Below are 4137 nucleotides of genomic sequence, written 5' to 3' on the forward strand. Positions count from 1 at the left end.
GCGCCAGCTCCCAACCAATCGGAATGGGTGCAGATCACTGATTTCACCGACTCCGCCGTCTCCCCCGCCCTATCTCCCGACGGCCGCATGCTTGCCTTCATCCGCGGCGACGATACCTTCTTCGGGCCCGGCCAGGTCTACGTGAAGATGCTCCCCGATGGCGACCCCGTCCAGTTGACTCACGACGAACGCAATAAGATGAGTCCGCAGTTTTCTCCGGACGGTTCGCGCATCGCTTATACCACTGCCACGGAGTTCGATACCTGGGTCGTTCCTGTGCTCGGCGGCGAGCCTCGCCGGATGCTGCCCAATGCCTCGGGCCTGACTTGGACCGATCCCGGCCACATCCTGTTCTCCGAGATCCAAAGCGGTCTTCACATGCTTCTGGTCACCGCCGACCAGAACCGCACTGGCACACGCGACGTGTATGTTCCCCCGCAGGAGCGCGGCATGGCACACCGCTCTGCCCTTTCTCCCGACGGCAAGTGGGTCCTCGTGGTCTCGATGGACAATGCCGGCTGGTTGCCCTGCCGCCTGGTCCCCTTCGACGGCGGCTCTCTGGGACGGGTCGCGGGCCCGAAGGGCGCCTGCACACACGCCGCGTGGTCACCGGATGGGAACTGGATGTACTTTAGCGCCGCCGTCCACGGGGTCTTCCATCTATGGAGACAGCGTTACCCCGATGGCCCTCCAGAGCAGATCAGCTCCGGCGTGACCGAGGAGGAAGGCATCGCGATCGCACCCGACGGCAAGTCCCTCATCACCTCGGTCGGCACGGCAGAGAGCTCGATATGGCTGAGCAACGGCCGCAGCGAACGTCAGGTCTCCTCCGTTGGATACGGAGATGCTCCTCGCTTCTCCGCCGACGGCAAGACCCTGTACTACCTCACCCGGACCAGCCAGGCTGCCACCTCGATACGGACCGGCGAAGGCGAGCTGTGGGCCTCCAATGTGGCTTCGGGCCGTTCCGAACGTCCTTTCCCGGGGATCAACATGCTCTCCTACGATTTCAGCCCGGATGGCAAGACGATCGCATTCTCCGCTGCGGACAAAGATGGCAGCGCCCGCATCTGGCTCGCCCCGCTGGACCGTCGTCGTGCCCCACGTCGCCTGGATTCTGAGACCGCGCCCGAAGACTCCGCGCTCTTCCTTCCCAATGGCGATCTCTTGTTCCGTCGCATCGAGGGGCCGCGGAACTTCCTCTATCGGGCGAGGGCCGATGGTTCCGACGCCCACAAGGTGATGCCCGAGCCTCTGCTCTTCCTGACCGCGGTCTCCCCCGACGGCAGCCTGGCCGCCATCGTCGTGCCGACCGACGACCCGGAACTTCCTGTCCGTGCCGCTGCCTATCCCCTCGCCGGAGGACAGCCCGCGACCCTGTGTACCGATGGTTGCGACGTGGATTGGAGCCGCGATGGCAAGAATCTCCTGGTCAAAGCCTTCGGCATGGGCAACCCCTCGACCGCGGTGGTTCCCATCCCGCCCGGCAAGCAGCTTCCCCCCCTGCCCCCTAACGGGGTCAGGGCCCGCGATGGCATTGCCAAGATCCGCGGCACGAAGATCATCCCCAACTCCGTCGAGTTCGCCCCCGATGGCGTCACCTACGCCTACGCCAAGCGCTCCGTCCACCGCAACCTCTACCGCATCCCCCTGCCGCAATAAGCAATTCAGATTGTCATCCTGAGCGAAATCCCGTAGGGATGAGCGTGAGGACCTACCGCTCGCATCTCGCAGCGAGCCCCACGCGAGTGGGGCGATTTCCGTTCTCCCACAAGAACCAAGGGCGGGATCTCTCCCGCCCTCTTGGTACTTGGTACTGGGTACTTGGTACTTCTTTACCTTCTCGGCCCGCCGCCGCCGCCCGGACGGCCACCGCCCGGTCCGCCGCGACGTCCGCGTCCTCCGCGTCCTCCGCGTCCGCCACGTCCGCCACCGCCGCCCGGACGCCCGCCGCCATCGCGCGGTCCGCGGTCCCCGTAGCCGCCGCCGCCATGATGCGCCGGCGCACCTTCGCGGTTGAAGTTCGGCTCGCCGCCTTCGGGTTCGTCCACGAAGTCGCCGCCGCCCTCGATGGTCACGGTCTGCTCGGCGCCGCCGCCTTCGCCGCCCCCCATCTTGGCCCGCTGCTCTTTCAGGATGGCTTTGCGCGACAGCCGGATGCGATTGCCTTCGACCGCCAGCACCTTCACCAGGATCTGGTCGCCTTCCTTCAGCTCGTCGCGGACGTTGGCGATGCGGTGCTCCGCCACTTCGCTGATGTGCAGCAGCCCGTCGGTGCCGGGGAAGATCTCCACGAACGCCCCGAACTCCGCCAGCCGCACCACTTTCCCGAGGTAGGTCTTGCCAACCTCCGGCGTGGCCGTGATGTCGCCGATCATCTGCAGCGCCTTGGCCGCCGACGCCTCGTCGTTCGAGGCCACGTTCACCTTGCCCGAATCCTCCACGTCGATCTTCACTCCGGTCTGCTCGATGATCCCGCGGATCACCTTGCCGCCCGGCCCGATCAGGTCGCGGATCTTGTCGGTCGGGATCTGCAGCGTGTAGATGCGCGGCGCGTACGGCGAGATCTTCTCCCGCGGTCCGCTCAGCGCTTCCTGCATCTTGTCCAGGATGAACAATCTTCCTCTCCGGGCCTGCTCCAGCGCCTCCCGCATGATCCCCGCCGAGATGTTCGGCACCTTGATGTCCATCTGCAGCGCCGTGATCCCTTCGCGTGTTCCAGCAACCTTAAAATCCATGTCTCCGTAGTGGTCTTCGGCGCCGGCGATGTCGGTCAGGATGGCGTAATCATTGCCTTCTTTCACCAGGCCCATGGCGATGCCAGCCACGGGTGCCTTGAGGGGAACGCCCGCGTCCATCAGCGAAAGCGCCGCGCCGCAGACCGTCGCCATCGAAGAAGAGCCGTTGGACTCCAGGATGTCGGAGACCACGCGCATGGTGTAGGGCCACTGCTCTTCGGCCGGCAGGACCGAGGAAATGGCGCGCTCGGCCAGAGCGCCGTGTCCGATCTCGCGGCGACCGGCGCCGCGCAGGAAGGCCACCTCGCCCACCGAGAACGGAGGGAAGTTGTAGTGCAGCATGAAGCGCTTCTTGGCTTCGCCCTCGAAGCCCTCCAGGCGCTGCATGTCGTCGGAGGTGCCCAGGGTGGTGGTGACCAGCGCCTGGGTCTCGCCCCGGGTAAAGATGGTGGAGCCGTGAGTGCGCGGCAACACGCCCACCTCGATCGAGATGTTGCGGATCTCGTCGAACTGCCGGTGGTCGGGACGCTGCTTCTGCTTGGTCACCGCCTGGCGGAAGATGTTCTCGCGCAGCAGCTCGTAGTAATGCGAGAGCTTCTTGCGCTCGTCCTCGTTCTCCTCGGGGATGGCTTCTTTGAGTTCTTTCTTGATCTCGCGGACCTTGGCGTAGCTCTCGGCCTTGGGATGCTTCTTGGTATCGAGCGCGTCCACCAGGCGGTCGCCGATCTTCTTCTTCAGGTCGTTGTAATACTTCTCGTCGAACTCGACCGGCGGGACTTCGCGCTTGGGCCGCCCGACTTCTTTGGCGATCTGGTTGATCTGGGCGACGATTTTCTTGATCTCGGTGTGGGCGAACTCGATGGCGTCCACCACCGTCTCTTCCTTTACTTCTTTGGCGCCCGACTCGATCATCACGATGCCGTCGGCGGTGCCCACCACCATCACATTCAGCAGGCTCTCCCGCATCTCGGTGTAGGTGGGATTGACGACGAAGCTGCCGTTGACCAGGCCGACGCGCACCGCGCCGATGGGCCCGTTGAAGGGGATATCGGAGACGGCCAGGGCGCAGGAGGCGCCGTTGATGCCGGCCACGTCGGGGTCATTCTCCGTGTCGGCCGAGAGCACCAGGGCGATCACCTGGGTCTCGCAGCGGAAGCCCTCGGGGAACAGCGGGCGGATGGGCCGGTCGATCTGCCGGCAGGTCAGGATCTCTTTCTCGCTGGGCCGCCCTTCGCGCTTGATGAAGCCGCCGGGGAAGCGTCCGCCGGCGTAGGTGTACTCGCGGTAATCCACGGTGAGGGGGAAGAAGTCGATGCCCTCGCGGGGGTCGGGATTGGCGCAGGCGGTGGCCAGGACGACGTTGTCGCCCATGCGCACCACGACGGAGCCGTGGGCCTGC

Annotated in this window: 2 protein-coding genes; one reads left to right on the forward strand and one right to left on the reverse strand. The window is 65.4% G+C overall.

The window, feature by feature from the left end; genetic code table 11:
* Positions 1–1662: hypothetical protein (locus VMS96_01810; GenBank protein HVP42134.1), on the forward strand; the 1662-nt coding region annotated here is incomplete at its 5' end.
* Positions 1663–1835: 173 nt separating this feature from the next.
* Here the strand turns inward: VMS96_01810 and pnp are convergent.
* A partial coding sequence (gene pnp / locus VMS96_01815) for a polyribonucleotide nucleotidyltransferase (protein HVP42135.1) occupies positions 1836–4137 on the reverse strand: 2302 nt, incomplete at its 5' end.

The organism is Terriglobales bacterium, assembly GCA_035543055.1.
GTDB lineage: Bacteria > Acidobacteriota > Terriglobia > Terriglobales > Acidobacteriaceae > JAIQFD01.